General features: G+C 37.2%; 18 protein-coding genes. 5 read left to right on the forward strand and 13 right to left on the reverse strand.

What is annotated here, in order from left to right:
* Window positions 1–114: 114 nt before the first annotated feature.
* Window positions 115–888, reverse strand: a complete 774-nt coding sequence (locus ACZOVS_RS04020) for a biotin--[acetyl-CoA-carboxylase] ligase (protein WP_483995940.1) — start codon at window positions 886–888, stop codon at window positions 115–117.
* A 187-nt stretch (window positions 889–1,075) separates the two neighbouring features.
* Between ACZOVS_RS04020 and rsfS the strand changes: the two genes are divergently transcribed.
* The 4 genes from rsfS (at window position 1,076) to ACZOVS_RS04040 (ending at window position 5,928) form a co-directional block, all read left to right on the forward strand.
* A complete protein-coding gene (gene rsfS, locus ACZOVS_RS04025) occupies window positions 1,076–1,447 on the forward strand; it encodes a ribosome silencing factor (RefSeq protein WP_483995941.1) in 372 nt (123 codons plus the stop codon).
* A 30-nt stretch (window positions 1,448–1,477) separates the two neighbouring features.
* Window positions 1,478–3,559, forward strand: coding sequence for an ATP-dependent zinc metalloprotease FtsH (ftsH, locus tag ACZOVS_RS04030; protein WP_483995942.1), 2,082 nt, complete (start codon window positions 1,478–1,480; stop codon window positions 3,557–3,559).
* A gap of 50 nt (window positions 3,560–3,609) precedes the next feature.
* Entirely contained in the window at window positions 3,610–4,278 is a 669-nt protein-coding gene (locus ACZOVS_RS04035; RefSeq protein ID WP_483995943.1) for an LUD domain-containing protein, read from the forward strand.
* A 165-nt stretch (window positions 4,279–4,443) separates the two neighbouring features.
* Window positions 4,444–5,928, forward strand: coding sequence for an outer membrane protein assembly factor BamB family protein (locus ACZOVS_RS04040; protein WP_483995944.1), 1,485 nt, complete (start codon window positions 4,444–4,446; stop codon window positions 5,926–5,928).
* Window positions 5,929–6,413: 485 nt separating this feature from the next.
* Here the strand turns inward: ACZOVS_RS04040 and ACZOVS_RS04045 are convergent, their stop codons facing one another.
* Window positions 6,414–8,735, reverse strand: coding sequence for a hypothetical protein (locus tag ACZOVS_RS04045; protein WP_483995945.1), 2,322 nt, complete (start codon window positions 8,733–8,735; stop codon window positions 6,414–6,416).
* 909 nt (window positions 8,736–9,644) lie between these two features.
* Here ACZOVS_RS04045 and ACZOVS_RS04050 point away from each other — a divergent pair.
* Window positions 9,645–10,925: a phosphatidylserine decarboxylase gene (locus tag ACZOVS_RS04050; RefSeq protein WP_483995946.1), complete on the forward strand. Its 1,281-nt coding sequence runs from the start codon at window positions 9,645–9,647 to the stop codon at window positions 10,923–10,925.
* A gap of 187 nt (window positions 10,926–11,112) precedes the next feature.
* Here the strand turns inward: ACZOVS_RS04050 and ACZOVS_RS04055 are convergent, their stop codons facing one another.
* The 11 genes from ACZOVS_RS04055 to ACZOVS_RS04105 all read right to left on the reverse strand — a co-directional run bounded on the left by ACZOVS_RS04055 (window position 11,113) and on the right by ACZOVS_RS04105 (window position 24,962).
* Window positions 11,113–12,357, reverse strand: a complete 1,245-nt coding sequence (locus ACZOVS_RS04055) for an aminotransferase class V-fold PLP-dependent enzyme (protein ID WP_483995947.1) — start codon at window positions 12,355–12,357, stop codon at window positions 11,113–11,115.
* 76 nt (window positions 12,358–12,433) lie between these two features.
* Window positions 12,434–13,621 carry an MraY family glycosyltransferase gene (locus tag ACZOVS_RS04060; protein WP_483995948.1) on the reverse strand — a complete coding sequence of 396 codons (1,188 nt, stop codon included), beginning with the start codon at window positions 13,619–13,621 and terminating at the stop codon, window positions 12,434–12,436.
* 338 nt (window positions 13,622–13,959) lie between these two features.
* Window positions 13,960–15,054, reverse strand: coding sequence for a glycosyltransferase family 4 protein (locus ACZOVS_RS04065; protein ID WP_483995949.1), 1,095 nt, complete (start codon window positions 15,052–15,054; stop codon window positions 13,960–13,962).
* A gap of 80 nt (window positions 15,055–15,134) precedes the next feature.
* A complete protein-coding gene (locus ACZOVS_RS04070; RefSeq protein ID WP_483995950.1) occupies window positions 15,135–15,752 on the reverse strand; it encodes an acyltransferase in 618 nt (205 codons plus the stop codon).
* Window positions 15,753–16,363: 611 nt separating this feature from the next.
* Complete coding sequence (locus tag ACZOVS_RS04075) at window positions 16,364–17,494, reverse strand: glycosyltransferase family 4 protein (protein WP_483995951.1); 1,131 nt, start codon at window positions 17,492–17,494, stop codon at window positions 16,364–16,366.
* A gap of 949 nt (window positions 17,495–18,443) precedes the next feature.
* The gene (locus ACZOVS_RS04080) at window positions 18,444–19,049 is read right to left on the reverse strand and encodes an acyltransferase (RefSeq protein ID WP_483995952.1); all 606 of its coding nucleotides are present in this window, start codon (window positions 19,047–19,049) and stop codon (window positions 18,444–18,446) included.
* A 36-nt stretch (window positions 19,050–19,085) separates the two neighbouring features.
* Window positions 19,086–20,165, reverse strand: coding sequence for a glycosyltransferase family 4 protein (locus tag ACZOVS_RS04085; RefSeq protein ID WP_483995953.1), 1,080 nt, complete (start codon window positions 20,163–20,165; stop codon window positions 19,086–19,088).
* Entirely contained in the window at window positions 20,149–21,438 is a 1,290-nt protein-coding gene (locus ACZOVS_RS04090) for an O-antigen ligase family protein (protein ID WP_483995954.1), read from the reverse strand. The genes ACZOVS_RS04085 and ACZOVS_RS04090 overlap by 17 nt, the downstream gene beginning before the upstream one ends.
* 4 nt (window positions 21,439–21,442) lie before the next feature.
* Window positions 21,443–22,468, reverse strand: coding sequence for a polysaccharide pyruvyl transferase family protein (locus tag ACZOVS_RS04095; RefSeq protein ID WP_483995955.1), 1,026 nt, complete (start codon window positions 22,466–22,468; stop codon window positions 21,443–21,445).
* Complete coding sequence (locus ACZOVS_RS04100; RefSeq protein ID WP_483995956.1) at window positions 22,468–23,439, reverse strand: FAD-binding protein; 972 nt, start codon at window positions 23,437–23,439, stop codon at window positions 22,468–22,470. Before ACZOVS_RS04100 ends, ACZOVS_RS04095 begins: the two co-directional genes overlap by 1 nt.
* On the reverse strand, window positions 23,436–24,962 hold the full coding sequence (locus tag ACZOVS_RS04105; RefSeq protein ID WP_483995957.1) for a lipopolysaccharide biosynthesis protein: 1,527 nt from the start codon (window positions 24,960–24,962) through the stop codon (window positions 23,436–23,438). The genes ACZOVS_RS04100 and ACZOVS_RS04105 overlap by 4 nt, the downstream gene beginning before the upstream one ends.
* Between the last annotated feature and the right edge of the window lie 51 nt (window positions 24,963–25,013).

The raw sequence follows: 25,013 nt of genomic DNA on the forward strand, positions 1-25,013 counted from the left end.
GACGGTATCATATTTTCCAATGACAATATGAAAAACTGACGTTTATTGATTTGAAAAAATATTCATTTTGTAATATATCTTCTTCAAAATTCACACTAATACAGAACATTATTCTCATCCCATAAGAAATTTTATTTCTTTAAGGTCGCATGTTATAATCTTACCCATCTCGTCCTGCAATTGCAATCTGCCGAATTTGTCGAATCCCACTATCATAAGCGTCATTATCTTACCTTTATATTGATAACGTGCTTTTTTGCCATAACGGTACAAATGCCTTATATATGACTCCTCCACCATTTTGACACCATCAGACGATTTAAGCAACGATACTGATTGTCTGATACTGTCGATAAATTCCACCAGCAGAGGCATCAAGTCGTAATGATAATCCGTTATTATTTTCATGGAAATAGGATTTGGCAAGTCATCACCGAATTTTACCTGATTTACGTTCACACCTATTCCTACTATGGAGACATCCATCATTCTATTTGACAATGTATTGTTTATCAACATTCCAACAATTTTCTTGTCGGAATAATAAACATCATTCGGCCATTTGACATAAAGAGAATTTTTAGGAAGATATTTTTTCAATACGTTAATTATGCCGAGAGGTACAGCTTGAGAAATCCGGAACTGATTCTCAGCTTCAAGGAAACTGACATCCAATGCCATGCTGAACAAGAGATTCATACCCGGTTCACTCTCCCATCTGTTGTTGTCAAGTCCTTTGCCGGCAGTCTGATAATCAGTCATGACTACCTGGTTTACAATATCATCTCCTTCCTGTAACTTTTGCTGTAAATATAAATTCGTCGATTTCAAGCTTTTAAAACGTAATATTTTCTGTTCGTTAACTACTAAAGTTTGACAAGTATCCATAATGAAATTTGTTTATTAATATCAGTCATTCATAGAAAAAACAAAGATACGCATAATTTTCTTTACAAAAGACGTTAATCCAAAGCAAGATATTCATTATCTTTGCAAAAAATTTCGTTTACACCTTAAAACAGGATTTAAACAAGAACATTATAATTATTGTTGATAAAAAACACATAAAAAAAGTATGAGAATAAGACACGAATCGGACAATACTGAACAAGTTCTATCGACGATAGTGGAGACCATGTTAAATTGTAAGGCAAATGATGTCGTCTCATTGGATTTAAGAGACATACATACTGCTGTAACAGATTATTTCGTTATATGTCATGCACAATCGAAGACACAAGTGACAGCCATTGCCGATCATATTGTTGAAGATTTACGAAACGGATTAAGAGTAAAACCTTATCATATAGAAGGTTTTGAAAACGCAGAATGGATATTGATCGACTATGTCGATATTGTAGTACACATTTTCATAGAGCCAAAACGCGAATTTTACCAATTGGAGTCATTATGGGCAGATGCACCAAAGACCTCATACGCTGAATAAAAAAACAAACTTATCATTTATTTACAGGAAATGGAAAACAACCCGATAAACAACAACCGGCCAAAGAACAAGAAAGGCATTGGATTCTATTGGATTTACATAGTATTGATAGCTTTCTTTGTAGGGTCGCTGTTTTTCAAAGGAACACACCCGGCAGAAGACATCAACAAAGGTGAATTGATGGAGATGTTGAAAAGTCAGGATATTGACAAAATAGAACTCGTCAATGGCGAGGTGGCTGAAATATATCTCAACGAGACCGGCAGGAAGAAACATTTTCCGGACGCCAAACCGCAACAGTTCTCAAAGTCGCCAAACTACACCTATCGCATAGTGTCGATAGAGAGTTTTGAACGTGATGTGGAAAAGGCACAGGAGGGTCTCAGCAATCCCGTATATATCACCTCGGTAGAACGGCACAACTGGTTCGGCGAGATAATGTCATGGGTATTCCCTTTCATTCTGATATTGGTATTTTGGTTCGTCATCATGCGTATGATGAACAAAAACAATGGCGGCATGGGAGGAGGACAGATATTCAACATAGGCAAGTCCAAGGCTCAGTTATACGACAACAGCAGCAATGCCAAGGTTACATTTAAAGACGTCGCCGGACTTGAAGAAGCCAAAGAAGAGGTTGTCGAGATAGTCGATTTTCTGAAGAATCCGAAGAAATACACGCGTCTTGGAGGCAAGATACCGAAAGGGGTATTGCTTGTCGGTCCTCCAGGAACAGGCAAGACATTGTTGGCCAAATCCGTAGCCGGCGAAGCCAATGTGCCGTTTTTCAGCATATCAGGTTCCGACTTCGTAGAGATGTTCGTCGGTGTCGGTGCTTCAAGGGTTAGAGATCTCTTCAAACAGGCAAAAGAAAAGTCTCCTTGTATCATTTTTATCGATGAAATAGACGCTATAGGAAGAGCGAGGGGAAAGAATCCTGTCAACGGCGGCAATGACGAACGTGAGAGTACCTTAAACCAACTGCTCACCGAGATGGACGGTTTCGGCACCAACTCAGGCGTCATAGTATTGGCAGCCACCAACCGTGCCGACATACTCGACCGCGCCCTGATGCGTGCAGGTCGTTTCGACAGACAAATATATGTGGAACTGCCTGACCTCAACGGAAGAAGAGACATCTTTGCCGTTCACATGCGCAACCTCAAGTTATCCAATGATGTTGATAAAGAGTTTCTCGCAAAACAGACACCGGGATTCTCAGGCGCCGACATCGCCAACGTATGCAACGAGGCCGCACTCATCGCTGCCCGACGCAACAAGGATTCCGTTGAGAAACAAGACTTCCTCGATGCCATAGACAGGATTATTGGAGGCTTGGAAAAGAAAAACAAAGTCATTACGAGTTCTGAAAAGAAAGTCATCGCCTATCATGAAGCCGGTCACGCCACAACGAGTTGGATGCTTCAATATGCCCATCCGTTGGTGAAAGTTACCATAGTGCCACGAGGCAAGGCTCTCGGCGCTGCATGGTATCTGCCGGATGAACGACAAATCACCACAAAAGAACAGATGTACCATGAGATGATTGCAACTCTCGGCGGAAGAGCTGCAGAACAGGTGATATTCGGACATATCTCCACAGGCGCACTCAACGACCTTGAAAAAGTCACCAAACAGGCTTACGCCATGGTGTCATATTACGGTCTGAACGAAAAAATCGGCAACCTGAGCTATTATGACTCCACCGGACAACAGGAGTATTCTCTCACCAAACCTTTCAGCGAAAAAACAGCGGAAGTGATTGATGAAGAGATAAGCAAACTCGTGGAAAGCGCTTACAACGAGGCATTGAGAATACTCACGGAAAATAAAGAAGGCTTGATTCAACTTGCTGAAAAACTGTTGGATAAAGAAGTCATCTTCAGTGAAGACGTAGAGAACATCTTCGGGAAACGTCCTTGGGCTGTGGAAGAAAGAAACTTTACTAAAACTGATGAAGATTCTGAAACGAAAAAAGATGAGACTGAAACAAATGAAGCCAATAGTAAAGAAAATCATGCCGGAAAGTCTGACAATGAAGAGAAGACTGAGATGAACAAGGTCAATAATGAAGAAAATCATGCCGAAGAATCCGGTGACGATACAAAGTAATGGCCAATAATAGATAAAAATGCTGTTATTCGACATAATTATTATATAAGGTGAAGAAGGAGCTATTCAACGGACTTGACGACAGCACGAACAAGGAGAAAATCCTCTCCAGGGTACGTTCTGCACTCATGACCAAAGACGAAAACCTGTTCTCTGACATAGACCTGCAAACCGACACATGGAAGCCTTTCAACAAAGATGATGGTCCGGAATTCACTTTCATCGAGAAATTCAAAAGTAATGGGGGAATATTCATATACCTCAGGTCTCTCGACATGTTCAGACAGTATATCTTACATATATACCATGAAAAAGACTGGCGTCCAATGTATTCTGCAAGTCAAAAAATAATAGATATCTTCAAAGAATATGAGATAGATTTCAATGTCAACATGTTCAAGAAAGGCGAGAATATCATCTCGCTGACGAGTTGTGAATGCCTGATAGCGCAGACAGGCAGTATAGTTTTGTCGAACAGCGATGCCGGTTCATTGCAGTCATACGCCATGGCTGACAGCCTGCTTGTCTTTGCCACACCACAACAGATAGTGCATAACATGAAAGAAGCCTCTTTATTTATAAAAAACAAATATCATGGCAACAAACCGTCGAATGTCACCATAATAAGTGGTCCCAACAGAAGCAGAGCCATTGACAACGAAGTCATCACAGGTGCTACGGGCATTAAACAAATTGTGCTTTTCCTTACTGATATATGATTTAGACATTCATTATCAACTGTATAAATAACTAATATTAGAATCGACCTCATTATACCCCAGGCAACGTAAATCATTATAATATTATAAATATTATCATTCTAAAAACACGGCACAATTATTGCTTAATTAATTGTAAAGATAATCATAACCTAAATATATATTATGAAAAAGAACATTTTATTACTAATGATTGTATTATCAACATTATCTTCTTTATGTCAAATTGAAATAATTGATAAACAAGATATTACGATAGGAAGGAATTACGTAACGAACAAAGATATCAAAGCCGAAGCATATTTATTTGCTGAGACGATAAAAGAAGCCGAATTCAACACTGAAAACGGCGACATTTTATTGAAACTCGACAACGGCTCTATTGGGAAAACCGGGCTCAAGCATACATGCCATATAGGAATGTTTAACATTAATGATAGAGAGTTCCGATGGGTAAGCAACCACAAGTTTTCCAACCCTTCAGTAAAAATGTCAAATGACATAGTAATATGTTACAATAATAACAAATCCTACAGATTGGATATAAAAACAGGTGAGAAAATATGGAGCAGTAAAATAAGAGTAGAATATTTTGACAATGAAAACAACATTGCAATAGGTTATTGGGATACCAAACGCCATGTAATTGCAGCAGTCGATTTAACTACGGGAAAGACATTATGGAAAAGAAAGATGAACAACGATTTCCGTTTGGACAAATACATCAACATAGACAACGAGACATTATTGGTTCCGGTATCAGGACTGCATTACATAAATATCAAAGACGGCAGCGGCTGGGACTTCGATGCAATGACACAAAACACCGACTATTCCATATTCGGCAAGAAACGCGGCAATGCAGTGACAAGTGCCGACCTGGAGGTAATCACGAACCTGTCTTCCGATGTTCTCATTGACAACAACAGGATTTATTATGCCTACAGCGACAAACTCAGTTGCTTCGACATGAACGGTACTGTATTGTGGACCGCCGAACTCCCTTCCGACATGACAAGCAACTCTTCCCTGCTAATTAATGATGATAAACTGCTGATGATAAACAAAGGTCTTGCCTATAAGGCAAGCGGCGAAGCGGTACAATACGGAAGCCCTTTCATTGCCGCCTTCGATATCACAACAGGAAATCAAATTTATTTCATCCCGAGCGAGAACAAAAGCGACATGATATACGGTTTTGCAAAAACGGAAGATAACTTGATACTGTTTTGCACCGACAGAATGCGTTCCGTAAGTATTGCAGACGGCAAAATATCTGAAGAAAAAAGATATCTGCCCAACGACTTGGGTAACAGATGTTATTTCATTGGCAACAATCTCATCGTCAAGACATATAAAGACACCAAATTTTTAGAGTTGTCGGAAGATGTCTTCAAATATCTTACGGGAGACAACATGAAAATAGAACAAGACAACAAAGTAGATATACAATATGGACTTGTCAATCCTGAAGCTTTTAAAAACAACAAATACAAAATGTACCAAAGAGGCATTTCCATGGTCCTTACAGACAAAAATGGCACGGAAATTGCAGTAATTGATATAGTTGGTACTGCCTGTATTTATGACAACATCTTATGCAATGTCAATGGCAATACTATAAGTTTTATTGATTTAAACACACTATAAAATCTTCAAATAATCCTTTTTCAGCCGCCTGAAAACATTCGGGCGGTTATTTTTTATATGTGCCGGCAAAACTTTTGAGTTTCTTTATGATGTTTCGAGTCAAACTTACATGCCTGCATCTCAAAACAATGAATGTTTTCATTTTTGTTGACAATCAATAATTTATCATATATCAATAAACACAATATATTTATAAATGTAAAGACACCATGATATGCCGTCTCTACAATATTTTGACAAATTGATATCTAATGTTATTGTCTTTTATATAGATTCCATAGAACAATTCTTACCGGACAACAATAAAAAAACTTCATCATCATTTTTTGTTAAAAAAATTGTGGGAATTTATATCCCCACAATTATAACTTCCATTATTGCTATCCCATAATAAATCAGAACAGTCTAAAAACAAAGTACTTTATTTATAATTGTACTCCAAAAAGTAAGACATGAAATTTTTGGAGTACAATATATTATTTATTTCATAAAACCATTGATTTCTCCAGTTCTCTTGCCAAAGACAGAAATTCCGTCACGTCCATTTCTTTGAAATAGAGCAATCCGTGAGTTGTACGCAATCTCGGGCTCTCGTTCTGGAAGAAATAAGGCTTACCTAAGAGCAGTTGAATATCCTTCAATTGTTCGACCCAAATATTTTTTGCCAAATCGCAGAACTTGCCATCCAACTTATAACTTGGGAACGAAGCATCTACCTGACTAAGATAACAACTTTCGAAAGCATTTCTCATTACGGCAATTGCGTTGAGTGACACAGGTACTATGTGCGTAGCTTCGCTTGGAAGGAACTTATACCAAACATTGCGGTAACCCCATATTTTCAACTTCGAGAGGTCTGTTTCTTCTTTCCAGATTCTAATAGCTTCGGCAATTGCCTGCAAGACCTTGTAATGCGTGTCGGGGCCGCTACCTTCGGGGTCGAACGCAAGTGATATAATTGTAGGTTTAATACTGCGGAGTTCCTCTAAGATAGGCATTACGTCACGCTCACGATTCGGTCTTTCTGTGAAGATATCGCCTTTATAGAAGCCTAAGCGCAAATGATGAACATTATCGCTTGTGATACCAAAGAATGCCCAAACCAACTCCTCTTCGAACTCTCTTATCATTCCTTTAAGTTTCTGTATATCATGCTGCATCTTCTCTCCATCATAACTATCGAGAGTTATTTGACGAATTTCAATAATCTTGGAGCGGAGTTCCTCAATACTACCGACACCCCAAATTTCAACGAAATCACGGACTATACGATGAGAGAATCCACGCCGCAACTCTTCAGCTTGTCCGGAAGCAATTTTTATCAAATAATGATAAACATCCTTATCTTTTTTGAGTTTATAGCCTTCGGTAAAGAAATTCGAATAATTCACCATCTGAATCTCACCTCTGTCCAAAAAGTAAAGGACATCATTTAAAACATTTACTAAAAACGAATTGGTAACGGCATTGAATCCGGAAGTCATGATAGAAAAATGCGATTTATTGCTTTCTTCGCGCGACAACCGGTGGATATGAGGCAACAGGCCCAAAAGGATGTCATCATGATGAGGACCGGTATGATAGAAGACCTGATTTTTCAAAGAAGCAGTGCCTTTATCTATTTTTGAAATTACTGAATCGACAACAGTTTTCACAGTATTTTCATTCAAATCAGGAATCATCTTGCAATATTCATCATTCTGTAAATCCTGAATCTGCAATTTATCGCCAAAAGTATTGATTTTGTTACACAATTCTATAACAGCCCTGTCGGTTTTACTTTGATTCCATGGAGTATCCAAATAATAATGGTATATAGAATCCTTCAGCATAGATGCAGCGCCGGCGGTGAGATAGAAACGAGCATTCGACAGTTTAGCCAGGCACGAGGCCGGATAAAGATTAGAAGGTTCTTTTTCCAATGCATCTGCAATCATAGGGGCCTTTGCTTCACCGGCAGCAAAAATAATGGCGACGACATCAGGGTTGTACGTTATTGTGCCCAAACCTATCGTGATAACAGGTTTGAAACGCGACACCTCGATTCCGCCAAGGTCACCGGCCGCAACAGCCTGAGTCTCGAAATTAGTGTCGGTAAGACGAGTTGTAGAATAGTGATCACTGCCACGCACATTGAATGCAATATGCCCGTCAGGACCAATGCCTCCCAAGAAGAAGCCTATTCCGCCCATCTCACGAATTTTATTCTCATAATCTGTACACCAATTGTCTATCATGAAAATCGAGCGCTGTTGAATCCTTTCCGTCTCTGTCTTTGTTTCACGATATCGCAACGACAAATCGACTTTTCCGTCAGGAAAAACTTCTGTGAATTTTCTCCCATCGGCAAGAGGTATTTCGGCACAGTTGATAAACAAACCTTTTGACTTGTCCAAGCCGAAGCCCTCTATGTAAAATTTCATGTCGTAGTTGTAAAAACTGTTGTGTTGCTCGGGCGAGATCGGATAAAATTCATCGATCTGTACAAAACGAAGATTTGAGAAATCCGGTTTCTTTTCTACAGTAAGACCATTTTCCTTTCTAAATTTCTCTCCTTCCGGAGTATCCCAATTCTGCATGATATTTTTTACCCAGGTAATAAAATATTCAGGGGTTTTTCCTGTAGGTAAACTAATGACTCCATTGGGATTTTCAGAGACCCATTCAATAAAACGCAAAGCCGTCAAAAGTCCTAATTTAGGAAAGTTTTCAACAGTGATATAAGGAATTTGCGTTGTAAACAGATGAGGTTTTTCTTGTGCCAGGAAATGTTTCTCGACCGGAGAATAATGTGTTGTCTTTTCCATGTTGCTTTTATTTTTTTAACAAATATTCTTTTCGGTTCTCAAAAAATCAATTTTCTAAGAATCTTACTACAAATTTACAATAATTTATAGTATGTTGTTCTGTTTTTCTATTTTTTTGACAGCTATAATAAAAAACTTTGGATTTCAGGCATTTTGTTTTGACTTCGTCAAAGCATCACCCGGAAATCCTCGTCGAAAAGTTTTGGATTAGTTGATAGCGAGGTATTAGCATCGTTTTTGCAAAAATATCCTTTTTAATAAGCAGTTCAATTTGTATGGTGGTGATTGTAGTGTACAATAACTGTAAGATGCGAATGGTACTTATCGTTCAATTAGTTGCGCTAAAGTAAATGTATTATGATATCAACGATATCCCTTGTATTTTGTCCTTGAAGTCTGTTTCTCTACCGAATTTTTTCGATAATCCAATGATGAATAATGAGTGGCAGTGGAATCCGGCACAAAAATACAAATAGAAAATAATGACTATAACTGATTGTCGAGCGACTTGGTACCATACAGGTACACTTGCATTTTCCTGCCGGAAATTTTATGCGCTTAAGTTTTCTTTGGGATGGGAATTGGTTATGCTTATGTTGGAATGGATGTATTAATGAATTTTTGCATTTTGTATTACACCGGACAAAGGTAGCATTCTTCCTTGAAAAACGAGAGTTTGCCATGCCGCAAGCCTGACATCAAACCTTTCGATTTTAAATTTGGATGACACACCTTGACGAAGTCAAGAGACGAATATATTAAATTCCATAATATTAAAACATACTCGCAAGGAACTCTTTTCTTCACAACATAATTTATTACGATTGCAAAAATAATACTGCCATTGTTGCTTTGATTTCACGTTTATTTGTAACTTTGCGTTTTTAATACTCAAGTAAAGAGATCTATATGAAAAGATGTGTTTTTAATCATTTACTGCTGTTGTCGGTGGCAGCGGCATTAGTTTTGTTCGTTTCCTGCAAGGAGAAGAATGAACAGGCAAACAACAAATACAATGAGACAACCCAGATGTTGGTGTCTTTGGTGGATAATAACTCGAATCTCAAGTCGTTGTTGGAGGAAGCTATTGACAAAGCCAAGGATATCAATCCTGATCCGGAGACCAATCCGGCACAAAGCCTTGAAAAGTTTTACGACTTCGTTGATTTCTCGCAAACTGCCATGCCTTGGGATGTGATGACAAATTGCGCCGGACAACAAACACTTGGCGGCAAGATGAACCAAGCTTTATGCTATTGCTATTTCATCAATACTATGGAGTTGGAATCACTTCAAGGACAGAACCTTTTCACGGCTTCGGTGCAATATGTGGAGCCTTACCGCAGCTGGCTCGTAAACTACTGTAAATCGTGGGGCAACTTCCTTTCTTCTCCGCAATCGTGGAGTCAAGAATATGTCGATCTTGTGATGGCTCAACCGGAACTTCGGATGGAAGACTACGAACCTTCAGCCAACTGGAATTCGTTCAACGACTTTTTCTGCCGCCACCTCTCATCGCCAGAGAAACGTCCTATCGCTTCGCCTGATGATGCTTCTGTAGTTGTATCCCCTTGCGATGGTGTTCCGCAAGGCGTATGGCACATAGATAATGACTCTTATTTAGAAAATAATGGAAAAGTGACTGTCAAGTCGCGTGAGTTCAATTCAATACGCGCACTTATCGGCCCTGACAGCGAATACGCCGATGCTTTTGCAGGTGGCACCTTTTATCATGTGTTTCTCGATGTGTTCGACTATCACCGCTACCACTTTCCTGTAGGAGGGATACTGAAAGAACTAAAAGTTATTCCTGGCGACGATGCACTCGGCGGCTATATCCATTGGGATGCCGATAAACAACAATATATCGTCGATTGCGAAGAACCTGGCTGGCAAAGCATTGAAACCAGGGGCTTGGCAATAGTGGAGACCGACGAATACGGGTTGGTAGCAGTGATGCCTATTGGCATGTCACAGGTGGCCTCGGTAAACTTTGAGCCAACCCTCAAAGTAGGCGACCGCGTGGAAAAAGGCGATATGCTTGGTTATTTCCTCTTCGGAGGCTCCGACTTCGTACTGGTATTCCAAGAAGGTGCAAACTTCCAACTCGATATAGAGGAAAACAGCAACGGCGGTTGGGACCATACGCTGATGGGCGAGCGGCTTGGCAGCATAACAAAGACAAACTGACAAAAACTTTCCCGACTAAGACAGTCTAAGAAAATATCACTTTGTAAGCTGTTATCTATCAGTTGCATGTGAAGAACTTCTAAAAAACGGATGACGTTTTGTCAAAGTCATAAAAAAACAGCCGCACCGGCATGGATTACAATGGCCATGCCGGTGCGGCTTCTTTCTATCATATACTATCTATCTTCTACCTTATTATATTCGCCTTGATGTTTTCCACTATGTATCTCACATCCTCTTCTCTCACATACGGTCCGCTCGGCAGACACAACCCTTTGCGGAACAACTCCTCACTCACTCCGTTTACGTACGACGGCATCTTGGCATATACCGGTTGTCTGTGCATTGGCTTCCACAACGGCCTCGACTCTATCCCTGCCTCATCCAACGCCATCCTCATCGCCTCCACATTCCTGTTTGGCTCACATTCCGTATGTAGCCCTCCTCCTTCATGCACCACTCCTGCCGCTCCTCCCACTGCTCCTTCCACCTTCTCCCCGTATGCTCTCTCCTCTCCCTTCACTCTCACTCCATCTTCCATCGTTATCGTACTCAACCAATAATTGCTATCATATCTCTCATCAGGATTTTCATGCAACTTAATCCCTTCCACTTCCTCAAGCAACTCCCGGTACAACCGACATACCTTCTTATGATGCTCTATATGCTCTTCCGCTACCGTCATCTGTCCCCTCCCTATCCCGGCACATATATTCGACATTCGGTAGTTGTATCCTATCTTCTCGTGCTGATAATACGGATACGCCTCCCTCGCCTGCGTGGCATAAAACATTATCTCTCTCTTCGCCTCTTCGTCTCTGCATATCAACGCTCCTCCTCCCGATGTCGTTATCATCTTGTTCCCGTTGAACGACAACACTCCGTATCTCCCGAAGGTGCCGCACATCCGACCTTCATATCTCGAACCCATGGCATTTGCCGCATCTTCTATCATTATCACTCCATATCTGTCGCATATCTCCACTATCTCTTTCATCTTTGCCGGCATGCCATAAATGTCCACTATCACTGCTGCCTTAGGTCTCCTGCCTGTCTTCCTCTCCCTTTCCCTTATCGCCTCTTCCAACAATTCCGGTGATATATTCCATGTCTCTTTCTCACTGTCTATAAATACAGGTCTCGCTCCTACATATTTTATCGGATTTGACGATGCGCAAAATGAAAATGTCTGTGCCAAGACCTCATCTCCCTCTCCTACTCCGCTTGCCACCAATGCAAGATGCAATGCCGCCGTCCCGGACGCCAACGCCACCACTTTCCTGCCATCTCCTACAAAAGCCTCAAGGTCTGCCTCAAAAGCATCCACATTGGGACCTATTGGCACCACCCAGTTTGTATTAAATGCCTCTTTAACAAATTTCTGCTCATTGCCAGACATATGTGCAAGACAAAGAAATATACGTTCATTCATAAGACATTTAATTATTTTGTCAGAACAAAATATTGATATTTAAAAATTCTAATAAATAAATCATGATTTATTTATTCTATTCACACATTGCATTCTTGATATCTTCAAGTGGCACTTGTCCACTCCACATTCTATATATGTATTCCGGAGTAATTACTTCCATTGACATAGAACGGGACTCTTCTTCGATAAATCTGTTGATTCGGTCTTTTAGCGCAAGAATTTCGGATTCACTATTATCCAATCCTTTTAGATATTTTTCGTGGAGATAATAATATTTCTTCATAAATAAAATGTATGCAATTGCAAGAACAATCAATACGACAATCAAATATATCCAGTGAGCTGAAAGTGTATCCGGAATCAGATATATGAAACCGAGCGATATGGCAAGCTGGATTGCCATATATATGCATGAAATAAGCGGATGGCTCATTTTCAGTTCATTTGCCATCAGCTGGTAGGCATGTTTGCGGTGCGCTTCCCCTAACTTTTCGTGCAGCATGATGCGGTGGCATATCGTCATGCATCCGTCGATTCCGTATACCAGAAGCAGTATAAGCCATGTGATATCGCCTGTCCTTACGATGAGCATGCCTATGGCAAAGAGAAGGATGAACGCGATTCCTACACTTCCGACATCTCCGGCAAAGCATTTGGCTTTCCCTTTCTGTCTGAAATTGAATATGGAAAAGACGAGGACAGATATCATCGTGACTATCAGCAGCGATTGGTCAACAAATCCGGTCTTGAGATTAAACAATATCAATGGAACCAGAACAGCCAATGAATACCCGGCCGTAATGCCGTTTATGCCATCCATGAAATTGTATATATTGGTGGCACCTACACATACAACCAGTGCTGCGGCAATAAACAGAATTTTAAGCCAAATGTTATTGTTTATGAACATCAGATTATCACCAGGAATTATCAGAAGTTGCCAGATAAGCAGGCCCATGGCGATAAATTGAACAACAAGCCGTATAGAGTCAGGAAGAGAATGTATATCATCAATGAAACTTATGCCGGCAGCTAGAGTTACGGCAATTAGAAACAACGGATACTGGAAGCCGAAAAACAGGCTCCATATCCATATTCCGACCAAAAATATTATGCCGCCTCCACGCAGAACTATGGACGAATGGCTCGACCGTTCGTTTGGCTTGTCTATGATGTTGAACTTGTCAGCAATCTTGAAGTATATCAGCTCCAAAACAAAAAGAATCACCAATATGATTCCGTAAGTTAGGAATTTATTCATAATAGGTTTGTATTTTATTGTCTATCTGTATTGAATGTAATAATTTGATTACTTCTTATTCTGTAATTTGTATCTTGTTATGATGTTGTTCACATGGTTATGAAGTACACTAGAATTTAAGTAGATGATTTATATTTATTAGGATGTTAAAATATATTTTAGTCGTCAATCTTGAGATTATATTACATTCCCAGCAATTGAGTTAACTAATGAGATGAGATTATTATTGTAACAGTTTTTAACAATCTCAATTTCTTTATTATTAGTATTTAGATTTAATCATGATGTGATTTGCGAAAAAAATAGCTTTACTTTTATACGGCCTGGCTATTTAATAATTAGCAATTTTCTACTTCATCTAGGTATGCTCTTACTACAATCTGACGATCAAATTCGCGTTCTACTTTCTCTCTTCCAGCCTTGCCCATGGCAGCTTTTTCTTCAGCTGAGAGTAAGATAAACTTCTCTATTTGATGAGCTAAATCTTCACTATCTCCCGTATTAAACAGATAACCGGTTTTGCCGTCCTCAATTACGTCCATCGTACCGTTGATTTTTGAACCAATACAGATCCTTCCCTTAGCAGCAGACTCCAGCAAGACATTAGGTACTCCCTCTCCACCATGTGATGGAAGGATAGTGCAGTGGCACTTTTCAATCCACTTATCGATGTCCTTGCGAAAGCCGATATACTCCACCCATCCAGCTTTCTGTGCATTTTCTACAAGTTTCATGTACTTAGGTTGCTCATTCCATCCGGCGATTATAAATTTTGTGTTCCTATACTTTTGGCGAATTATCTCAGCCGCTTGCAAATATTGATCAATGCCTTTGAGTTTCATTACACGACCTATGAAAATGAACCTAATCTCATCATCATCAGGAAGGGGCATGCAAGTATGTTGTTGCAGGTTACAGCCCGAACCGGGTAGCATAGCATAGTTATCTTTTACAAGTCTTTCCTTGATGAAGAAATCCCTGTCACCTGTATTCTGGAAAAACACCTTGTGACATTTTTTAATACTTATTTTATAAAGCATTTCACAGATAGTACTCACCAGCGATCGTTTCAAAAAAGTAGCTCCTGTACCGGTTATGTTGCACACCTGACGATACTTACCATTGCTCGCCATTGTGCCGTAGATGTTTGGTTTGATAGTATAGCTGAAGATGATATCAGGATTCACTACAGGAATCATCTTCTTATAGAAACGTATCAGTTTTAGATCTTTCACTGGGTTTACGCCACGTCGATCAATCTTTGTCTCTATAATATGACATCCTATTTCTTCAAAATATTTATTCTCTTCACTTTTAGGAAGTGAAAGATAGAGCTCATGCCCTTGTTTAATCATCTCATTAATCATCTCCTTACGAAAGGAATATAATGTAATGAAATGATTCGCTAAAAAGAGAATTTTTTTCTTTTTCATAATTTAAACTTTTCGGATTATTTTTTGATTACACGGCAAAGATTTTCTACAGCAATACTATATTATCTGGATATCCTTTATTATTTTAACTTATTTTCCAGTGTGTCGCAACTTCTTTCTTCAATAGTCTTGATTACTTTTGCAGGAAAACCGACTGCAATACTCCAAGCAGGAACATCTTTAGTAACAACGGCTCCTGTACCGATAATCGCCCCCTCTCCAATGTGAACTCCAGGCATGATGATTACATTCAAACCTAATTGACATCCTTTTCCAATATACACATCATCATATATGAATGGTAGTGTTAAAGCTGATTCACCCTTGTAGTATTGCGATACATCACGTTTGTGACATAGTAGGGTTACGCCATTGCTCATAATAACATTGTCAGCAATATGTATCCTCTCAGGATTTCCGAAGTCCATCCTTACCATGTGTCCTATGTGTACATTCTTACCCAAATCGCATCCACAGAACCGCCAAATGGCAGGACGTATAAATTTTTTGTTCAATGGCTCAAGAAAATATCCTTTATAGGAATAGGTAAACAAAGCCCTCTTTACAATGGTTCCTATGACAAAACTAATTAACCCAAAGAATGTTAGGTTTCCATGCTTCTGCACATCATTCAGAAGCTTCAGCTTGTGCAATACTCTATAAGTGATGGTTGATTTATTATCCCTGATATTCTTCATTTATACAACAAGTATCCGATAAAGTATTATAAAAATTCTGAAAAATATTGAAAATTAGGTAATTATGCGGTTATTATTGGTGTTACAATTTGAATTTATCTCTGTCAGACAAAGGTAAAATGGCACATGAATAAACGGAAATTCGTGTTTGTTCATCTCATAGATATTATGATAAGGATGTCATTCTTTTGAGTAGAATGTCTCTTAAAAATTTACAACGACTTCAGGAGACTATATAACATTTATTGTCTCTAAGTCTACTACTTCATCATGAGAGGGTAAAAAAATAACAGCTTTAAACCAATGACGAGGAAGCTATAGCTTACATAATAATCAGGCATCTTTTTCGATGCTACAAGCTACGGTCAACTCACAAGATGAAAGTATTCAAACAAAATCAAGCGTATCCTTTAACTATGATAATGTGAATAAACGAGAGTTCATATTGTTTACCGTCGTACTGGAATCAATCCTTCCTGTCATTGTCCATGAACTGTACAATGACAGATGTAGATTGAACTGTTCTTCTAATGGCAGAGTAGCATTTTAATTGGTGGCACTGCTGAAAAAACGTCTGAATACAATTTACTTCGCAATAACAGCCTATTCTCCTAATATGTATGTTGTATGAACATTTGTTTAAACGCAGTCTTATATTCATGATAATCAAATGAAAGGCAGTCCTTACAACATTGTTTCATATTGATGATATCTCGCTTTGATAAATTTGATATTTTGACAAGTACATCATCTATTGAACAATAATTATCGACAACAAATCCATTTGCACCATCTTTCAAGTAGTCTCCAATATTACTGGTTAATGTTACAATAACAGGAGTACAACAAGCAAAAGACTCTACAAATTTTGTTGGAAAACCTGCATTATTCTTCAAATTACTATCCCTGATTATGAATTGAAAATCTGCATCTTGAACAGCTTTTACAGCATCTGTATGAGAAATCCGACCATGAAAGAATATATTATTACAATCTACAGGTAAATTCCCATAACCTGTAACATATTGTTGTTTCGTCATTCCAATTACATCAAGTTGCATTTTGGGAAATTTCACAACGGATTTTATAATCAAATCCAATCGATCCTTGATTCCAAAACCGGCATTTCCTGCATAAACTAATTTAATCGTATCACCAACTGATAATTCTCGATTGCGATTCCACTTTTCGTCAGACAAATCAATTGTCGGTGGAACCATTATCGTATTTGTGTACCTCTTATAATAGTCATATAAATATCTACTAATAGCTATTATTCCATCCATCCTCTTAGTGCAATACCTCATCCTAAGGTTTATATCAATTTTTCGCATAATATTAGTTGGAGACCATCCGTGAGAACTTTCCCATTCGGTAATATCATGAATAACCTTTATTCCATGCATATGGCAGGCCCGTAAAATTTTTAACGAAGCAATAGCGGGAAAGTTGTACAGAATTACATAATCAGGTTTTTTATCAAGGACAATCTTCAAGTCTATAAAAGTACAAATCTGATGAATCCATTGTTTTGTATTCATAGGATAAGGAATTGGGTTGCTCACAAAGCCTTCGACAGATGCTGGAGCTTGTTCTATGGCTTTTGAAATACCAATAAAAGATACTTCAAAGCCCATCTCTCTTAACAACTTTGCATTTGCCAACACTCGTTGTGCAGCAGCATTTTTATCAGGCAACTCAAAGCCGCCAAGGTATAGAATAAATTTATTATTATGTTTCATTTCTTATAATCATTTGTATGAACAATTTTATACCGTTGTCATCTAGATGCGATATGGCATTATCCCTATTCGTTATTCAAATAACCCTTAACCCTCTCATCATTTATCATAAAGAGTGGTAATGAATCTTCTGATGCCTCTTTAAACGTACATGAATGATTCTGGTTTAATATTCCAAAGAATCACGTTTGGCTGATTCTTATACAGACTCATTTACAATGCGGTTTTATTTAGAAATATTGCTCTTGACTACTGCAGTTTATGCCATAATATTAATACTTTCCTCTAACAAGTAATATACAATGGAGATAAATCTTCAATGAACTAAGCACAAGCGCATCTGCATCAACCTTCTCAACAGTATAAAATCTAGATCAATATATTCTAAGATTATGCATAAATTCTTGATCCTTTATTTTTACAAAGGAAGTACCTATTAGTCTATCCTCATAAAAAAGAATTATGAGCAGTTCCATTACTTTGAAGCAGAATGCCAATAATGCCATATGAAGAAATGGGAACTGAAATAAATAAACGATCAACTTTTGAACAGTTTGCAGTATTCACTACCAAAGCGATATAAGTCATCAATCAATCGAACTATGATATCCTTATCGTTCACCAATTTTTCTTGCTGCTGAAATGTTCCCATACATCAACAAATACTTGTGCAAATAAGAAAAATGCTTGAAAAATGGCAATATGCATAGGTTGAGAATGATGATGTCAGATAGTAATTTATTGACAGAGGTCTTGTCAACTATAATTTTGTATAAAATATGAAGAACATAGTAAATAATAAAAGTTCTAGAAACAATAGTTCTGCCCAATATCACAGTTATCACTGGTTCGTTTTGTGGCGTTTTGTTCAAATAAACCATTCTAGACTATGAGATGAACACAACCTAGATTCAATACGATATATTCAGGAAATGAAATATGTCATTTATTATTTCAAGTACTGATTAAAAAAATATTCTAATTGTTCTATTGGATATCTTTCATTTTCCTGATAGAGTTTTGCCTCATGCTCCAATATCTGTTCAATCGTCCAATAAAACTTGATATGCCTTGCTGGCACTCCTCCAACAATAGAATATGGTGCCGTTGATTTTGAGACAACAGCTCCTGCAGCAACAGTGGTACCTCTGCGAATAGTAACTCCTGCCAACAAAGTAACACCTGCACCTATCCAGCAGTCTTCTTCTATAACTACATCCAGATCTTGTATTTGCTTCTCTTTAGCTTTTATTGTTCTGTAGAAACGTCCTATTCTTCTTTCGTGATTACCAGTGATAACTATCAACCCTTCGGCTGCCCCAGAGTGTTTCTTCATTATAAACTTTGCTCCTGTAGCCATAATGAGTGCGTCTTTTATACCTGTATCTTCATACATGAAGACATTATGCGGACCTTTAATGACCAATGGTTTTATCAATGCCACTGTAGGATCGCAATACCCAAGTTTGTTTCTATAGTTTGTAAAATATGAACGTCTTAGGGCATTCACTACTTTTAATAGTGACTCTTTAAGGTTCGTGTAAATCAAGCTCATAATATTCATTATGGATAAAATGTGATATTTTGCCTGTCATTTTATTTCATCATTGTAGATTCCAGCTAAAGTCTTCACATGTTTTTGGAATGTAAATGCTTTCCCCAATTCCTTATTTGCTATTTTCATTGCAGTAAGCTTGGGCTCTGTCAAATTTTTAAGTTGGTCCTTAATTGATTCAACTGATGCAATGTCAACCCAAAGACAGTTTTCGTCTTTGAGGACTTCTGGTATAGATCCTACTGGTGTCGCCATAATCGCGCATCCTGCCCCAAGAGCTTCCATAATCACAAGAGGTAATCCCTCGTGATAAGATGGTAATATAAGCATGTCTGAATTGTGAAAGAGTCTTGTTTTAGCCTCACCTGTCACATATCCCAGGAAGGACACTTTACGACCAAGTGATAGCTTCATTTGCTCCACCTCATTTTTTATGCTGTTGTCAGTCTGTATACCACATACGTTCAGATGGTAGTTTAAATTCGGCATTTCTGATAAGGCCCTAAGAAGTTCAGTGATCCCCTTTTCTCTATGGATAGCGCCAACATAAAGCAACTGCAAAGGTTTCTTTTCTTCTGATGGTACAAGTTTGGTGGGAATAAAATGATAGAAATTATAAAGTACGACTGTTCGCTTCTCATCAAGACCAGCATCAATGAAGTCATTAAGCATTTCCTTTGATAGGAATATTACCTTATCAACATACTTATTTAGCAATCTGATACTTTTCTTCTTGAACCATCCAATTCTGTTGTATACAGTATGTATACTTCCTACATGAATAGTAATCGTAATATGCGTATTGTATCTCTTACGAATCATTTTTGAAAGTAATATATCCTTCACGAATAGGAACTCTCTCGAAGTGTGGATATGAACCACATCATAGTTGTTCTTATCAAGGCATTTACGAATAGCTTTTCTTTGGGTAAATATATAAGCTATGTTATCAAACTTTACTATTCCTGTATTGATTGTTGGCGCGATATTCAGGTGGGTCAATTTGCAGTTATTGTGTGCAAACTCCTCTGTACCTTTCATATATGCATCAACCATTGTGGCAATACCACCCATGTATCCATTTTGGAAAGAAAATATTTCAAGGATTTGTATCATTGTATTGTAATTGTCTATTATTGTATATTATATTCTTTGTAAAATTTATCATAATTCCCATTGCTATATACAAAATTGAATATTGTACTAAAGTAAGAGTTCCCATATAACATGCAACTATTAAACCCAAGTAACCTTTATATGGTATATTATGTTTTATATTACATAGCAATCTGCGTAAAAAACTGAATAAAATACTAAATGCAATAATACATAAAGGAACCCCCAATTCAACAAGCATATCAATGTATGTGTTATGAGATGCCATAGCAGCAAATCCATTTTGAGACTTAAAATTTGCAGAGTTAGAAGTACCTACGCCAAAAATCCATGAAAATGGGTGCTCCGAGAATGCCTCTAAGGATTGTTTGGAATATTCAGTACGCCCATTTGTAATATCTCCTCCAACATCTAGTCCTCTTTTTTCAAACACACCATAAGCAACTCGTGTTATAAAAAATCCAACTCCTATAAGACATATTAGTATTAGGAGTAATCGTTTAAAACCTGTTATTGTCTTATTATTCAACATTGAAAAAGTGAAGAATGCAGCTAATATAAGCAATACAAAAATAAACGTTCTCGACATTGACAAGCTACCCATTGTAATGGCCAAAGCAATACTTGGGATAGCAAAAATGGAAGTATATTTATTATGTAATATGGCAAATAATGAACTCACGATACCGATAGCGCAATACATACCGCAAAAATTATCATCAATCCAAATACCACTATATCTAATAATCCCCAAATTATCCACACTTGCCGAACGGTTTAGACCTATCAGACAAGCAAATAAAACTGAGATGGAAACAACTGATGGAACTATTAGTTGAGACTTCTTTTCAAAAAGTTCTGAGTAGTTCATGAAATACAAAAGGACAAATAAATTCACCCCAAAACGCACAACATTTATCGAAGTATTGTTAAATGTAATTGTTGATATTAGTTGAATAACTACAACTATTAAAACAAGTATATAGTATTTATTACCAATAATAAACTTACTTCTTAAAATGACAGTTTTAAATATAAGCACTAGCGCAGCGACGGATGAGAAAGACAGCGACGGAGCCAGTTCCAAACTGTCACAGAGAAATGTCTGGGCGAAAAAACAGAGTGCAGCATTCTCCTCTTTAAGGAATAACATAAGTCCTAGAGCACATGCAAGCATAACTAATCTCTCAAAGTCTTCAAAATATACTCCAAGAGACAATAGTATAAGGAATAAAAATACTCCAAAATATTGCTTGTATTTAAATAATCTCATAAGATTAACCTATAGTTGATTTGATGAAAACATTATATTTTTCTTGTTCTTTTTTTAAGATAAAATTAACATGTGTAAAATCAATTGGCTTGAGTAAGTCTTCTTTTCTTGCCTCAAAATCATCAATGCTATCCACGTAACGATCCTCAAGAGATAGTAACTGAAGCAATGATTTAAGTCTCGTAAACTTGTTTTCATTTGCACAGAAAACGAAAAATTGTTTATTAAAAATCACACTGAGTGCAAGACCATGAAAAGAATCTGTGATAATATAGTCTGAATTTTTGATATAAGTCAACCAGTGACGAGGTCCTTTCAAAAATCGGTTAGAGAACATTGAATGTTTAAACAAAGGAATTCCTAATGTATTCGCAATATACTGAGCCTTTTTATTACCTTGTTTATCATTACTTAAGAGGAAGGGAAATACTTGATGAAGATGTTTGTCATTCAGTACAAGATCATTAAACTGTCCATATCCTATTGTTGGATCTTGAATGTTGATTGCAGTAAGACCAAAAATATCTTCTATAATCTTAACGCCTGTTGACTCTCTCACCGAGATGGCATCAAAATCTGAAAGAAGAAATTTCACTCTTTTAGTATACTCCTCTGGTTCATTCCATATTGCTTTACCGAAACTTGAGGATAGTGCGACTTTCTTCTGCTTCTTATCAACAAAATCAAGAAAGAATGTGTTTTCAAAAATGCCAGTAATATCTCTATTCCATACTTGATCACTACCAACTACCGTATAATCAGCCTTGGGCAATCTAATGTCACTAATATTGCTTGCCTTATTTGTAAGGGGAGCAAAGTATTTTTTCTTAAATAACCAGAATTGGAACTCGCGAATGCAATCAACGATGTTTGATAAATATTTGCGAAAAGACTTTGGAGCTGGCCTAACAAGGTTAATTACCTTAACAGAATGGCCTGCTTTCTCCAACAGTTTGCAAGTTGCATATGTCTGCATTACTGCACCATAACACTTTCCATAATGTATTGTTAATAAATTAATTTTAGCCATTATTTGATAACTTCAATTTCAAGTTTGTTTGTACGATAAACTTCATTCATAAATCTACAATATACAGAGAATGCCTTGTCTGCCTCATCATCATGCCATATGAAAATCATCTTATTTTTTCTTGAGATATATGGAAGAGCTTCTTCACAATGCGACATTTTGCAGAGGACTTTACATGTAACTGTATTTATTTTTACATTCGATGCTTTAAATATCTTTCCTACTGCTCTAATTGTTAATTCTGCTATTTTATATTTTGTTTTCATTGGGCCCAAACAGTAGGGCTCATCAAATATACAGCCAAGATTTTGTGCATTACCGTCTAAACGATTCTTTCTATTAAGCTTGTTAGCTTCAGCTATTTTAGTTAATTCTTCCACATCCCCTTTTTGTGCTTTTAGAAATACTGACAATATACAACCTTCAATTTCTTTCCTTTTAAGAATAGAAGAACGAAAACTGAATTCAAAATCATCTGATGTCCATTCAACTATGTCTCCAGTCTTGATGAGAACCTTTGCACTTATCAATAGATTGGATATACTATTGGTCTTACAAGAACTATTGTTTATTAAAGCAGCAGATACTGTTCCTGGAAGGCCAGTAAGATATTCAAACCCTTTTATTCCTTGCTTTATTAACTGATTAGAGAGTTTAATCACGCTTACACCGGCTTCGCAATACAACAATTCTCCTTTTAATGAATAAGATTGACATTTTGCGGTAGATATGACTATAGGAATGTTAGTTGTATTAGGAATATATAAATTAGATGTATGTCCAGTCAATAGAAACTGGATATTATGCTTATATAAATAGGAGACGATGACTGACAATTCCTTTTCACTTTTAGGAGAAACAAACAAGTTGGCAGTACCACCTCTATGGATCCATGTCCTTTTTTTTAAATCTACATTTTTCTCATAAAATATGTGATTAATATCTAAGAAAGCTTGAACATTGTTTATCATTTGAACTTTTTTTTGATGATTTCCTTAGCTACGTTCTTTTCTGATTTATCAAGAACAAATGTATATGAAATAAGTACTGCAACTATAATCGTTGAAACACAGGTCAACATTAAACGCGTAAATGAAGAGGGTAATAGAATTCGAATACAAAAAGGCAGTATAGGAACAAGTACTGCAAATATAAAGCATGGAAAAACAACCTTCTTGTAATAGTCTGTAATGCTATAATCATATATCTTTTTAAGAAGTATGTTACAGAGAACTTGATTTAAGATCGATATTATTAAACTAATTATATAAACTGTAATAGGGCTACATCCTAACTTGAGGAAAACCCATGAAACAGGAAGGATACCACAAATTATCAAACTGGTACCAATTTGATAGTTCTGCATTTTCCCTGTTGCATGTACAACTTGCGAAATAGGAGTGTTGAGGCTGCTAATCACCATATTGATTAGAACTAATATCGTAAAAGGAATTGTATAATCGGGAACTGTTTCTCCAAGCCAAAGGTGTAGTATATACTCGATTTCTATCATTACAGGAATAGACAAAAGGGCTAAAAGTATGAAAGAAATTTTTGAAAGACTGTAAAACAGCTTAGTAACTCGTTTATTGTCACCTGTCGCGTATGATTGAACTAACTGAGGCCGGAAAGCTACTACAATGTTTGATTGAAATCCTTGAATAGCACTCATAATCATATTTGAGATACCACGAGAAGCATTGACAATAGGTCCAAAGAAGACATTCAGAAGCATATTGAGGCCTTGGCCTTTAATCATGTAGGCAAAAGATCCAAATACATTCCAACCTGAGAAAGACAACATTGGTTTAAATAGTTGCTTTCTTATCCTAAAGTCCAATTTAAGATCTTTAAAGTATATTTTGGCATAACCAAAATACAAGAAAAATAATATTAAAGACACCAACATATTTAGAGCTCCATACAAAATTAGTTTATCAGTACAAGAATGCTTGACAGCATATGCTACACCCAATTTAGACAAAACTTCAAATATACTCAGGTATGCATAATAATCCATCTTTTCATAAGCCATGATAGATGCAGCATATGGTATTTGTAGTACTAAGATGACTAATGAGAGAACTGAAAACTGAAATACCCATAATGCAGCAGAGAATCGCTCATCTGGGATAACCATCTCATTGTAAATGTACCACATTCCAAAAGTCTCAAGTAGAAACAATAAAATCAATGCGAAAAGTCCTTGTATTTGTATTGCGGTATTATATACATCTGTGATGTTGTATTCATTCTTTCTGCCAAGTGAAAAGTTATAGAATCGTTGTACTCCATTAGACATTGAAGTATTGAGGAAAGTAAACATAGTTACAAATCCACTGACTACATTATATATTCCATAATCTTCAACCCCAAGAGCCTGTAATACTACTCTTGTAGTGAAGAGTGACACTATAAGAACAATGCCCATTCTCATATATAGAAAAAGGGTATTCTTTGCTATACGTTTATTGCTTTTCGATATTTCAGTCATCTATAGTATGTAGCTGTATACTGTATTAATGATAGTAAATTCACACTTTTG

The organism is Candidatus Limimorpha avicola (genome assembly GCF_056978975.1).